Below are 1813 nucleotides of genomic sequence, written 5' to 3'. Positions count from 1 at the left end.
GGGTTTGTTACGGCATTGAGTTGGATGAGAAGTTTGTGGATGTCATTGTCAAACGTTATATAGAGTCAACAGGAAATGATAACGTGACGGTATTGCGCGATGGACAGACTTTGACCTTTGATGAAGCATCCGCCAATTTATCAAGCGAATAATAATCAAATATTTCTTTAAAATAATCGAGAAATGACTGGATATATGTCTCTTTTAGAGTTAATATGTACACAACAAAGGAAGAGGAGAACAAATCCATGACAACAACACTTGAAAAACTTTACGAAGTCTACCCAACAACCGCAAGCATCATTCCTTACAAAGATTGGGTCATCGTTGCATCGAATGGATATAAAGGAACAGAAGTTGAGATTTACGAAACGGCTGATAGTCTTGAAGAGTTTGAAAACTTCGAACGCAGATTTGACCGCATTTACCAAGAAGCAGGAACATTCAAAGACTTTGGACATGCCGTTAAGTGGGCATTCGATATGTTTGGAGAATAATATGGACGCAAAAATTTTCAACAACCTAAAGACAATCTATCCGGTTGGTACAAAGGTTAGATTAGTAAAAATGGATGATCCACATCCAGTTCCTAAAGGAACACTTGGTACAGTTATTGGAGTGGATGACATTGGTTCAATCTTAGTTAAGTGGGAAAACGGCAGTTGTCTGAATGTTTTGTATGGAATAGATATCGTGGAAAAGGTAAAGTAAGATGTGGGAAATAATGACTCGAACGGTTGGTGATAGGCATTACGTTTGTGAATTTCTCCGTGAAGATACCACAGACCCGGGAAATATAGACGGTGCTTGGATTAGAATTCTGACAATAAAACGTGATGGTGAATATATCTACCAATATAGATATGGGAACGAAATAGATGACATGGACGATATTGACAGAACTGTCTGTCAGGCTGTACTTGATAACTTTAATGAACTTTAAGAATGAACTCGAATTGAGTTCTTTTTTCTTACTCTAAAGGAGGTGAGATTGTGGCAATCAGGGGGCGAAAACCAAAGCCGACGAATATGAAAATACTTGAGGGAAATCCTGGTAAGCGACCACTTCCTACGAATGAAGTCAAACCCAAACAAAAAGCCCCACGTTGCCCACAGTGGCTTGAAGATGATGCAAAGAAGGAGTGGAAACGGATGGGAAAAATTCTCGAACAAATGGGAATTTTAACCGAAATGGACATGACTGCATTTGCAGGATACTGTCAAGCTTACGCTCGCTGGAAAGAGGCAGAAGAGTTCCTTTCCAAGCATGGCTCCATTATCAAAACCCCGAATGGCTATCTCCAACAAGTCCCTCAAGTCTCTATCAGCCAGACTAACCTCAAAATCATGCTTAAGTTCTGTGAACAGTTTGGTTTGACACCTTCGGCACGAAACCGATTAGCTACGATGGATTCAGAAGTTGGTACTGGTGATGAAATGGAAGATTTGTTAGGAGGAATTTTATGAGTTATCATTATGAACCAAGTCCATTCATGCTTCCCTCCTCACACTATGATAAGGCAAAGGCTGATAGGGCAGTAACATTTATCAATAACCTCTCCCATACCAAAGGCAAGTGGGCAGGAAAGCGATTTGATTTGTTGCCGTGGCAGGAACAGATTGTTCGTGATCTATTTGGGATTGTGAAAGAAGATGGTAACCGTCAGTTCTTAACTGCCTATATTGAAATTCCAAAGAAGAATGGTAAGTCTGAGCTAGCAGCGGCTATCGCTCTTTATCTACTATATGCGGATAATGAAGCCAGTGCAGAAGTTTATGGTGCGGCTTGTGACCGAAACCAAGCGTCAATCGT

4 protein-coding genes and 1 pseudogene are annotated in these 1813 nt (G+C 40.5%); all 5 read left to right on the top strand.

Features of this window, described 5'->3' with window-relative positions; all coding sequences use genetic code 11:
* Positions 1-152: pseudogene (locus P7J49_RS11530) on the top strand (DNA modification methylase); the annotation flags it as partial.
* A gap of 96 nt (positions 153-248) precedes the next feature.
* The gene (locus tag P7J49_RS11525; protein ID WP_253218163.1) at positions 249-497 is read left to right on the top strand and encodes a hypothetical protein; all 249 of its coding nucleotides are present in this window, start codon (positions 249-251) and stop codon (positions 495-497) included.
* 1 nt (position 498) lies between these two features.
* Positions 499-711 (top strand): DUF4314 domain-containing protein, encoded by a 213-nt coding sequence (locus tag P7J49_RS11520; protein ID WP_408570738.1) that lies wholly within the window; start codon positions 499-501, stop codon positions 709-711.
* Between the two features lie 282 nt (positions 712-993).
* On the top strand, positions 994-1467 hold the full coding sequence (locus tag P7J49_RS11515) for a phage terminase small subunit P27 family (RefSeq protein ID WP_003058374.1): 474 nt from the start codon (positions 994-996) through the stop codon (positions 1465-1467).
* Positions 1464-1813 (top strand): terminase large subunit domain-containing protein (locus P7J49_RS11510; protein WP_408570737.1); only part of this gene is annotated, 350 nt, incomplete at its 3' end. The genes P7J49_RS11515 and P7J49_RS11510, both read left to right, overlap by 4 nt.

The sequence above is a fragment of the Streptococcus suis genome, from assembly GCF_046032515.1.
GTDB classification, from domain to species: domain Bacteria; phylum Bacillota; class Bacilli; order Lactobacillales; family Streptococcaceae; genus Streptococcus; species Streptococcus suis_AL.
The sequence above is the reverse complement of the archived record's forward strand: the minus strand, read 5'-3'. Positions and strand labels throughout refer to the sequence as shown.

Bases quoted from the DNA above. Each gene is read 5' to 3' on its own strand.
- P7J49_RS11525 (WP_253218163.1), top strand. From the start codon at position 249: ATGACAACAACACTTGAAAAACTTTACGAAGTCTACCCAACAACCGCA.
- P7J49_RS11520 (WP_408570738.1), top strand. From the start codon at position 499: ATGGACGCAAAAATTTTCAACAACCTAAAGACAATCTATCCGGTTGGT.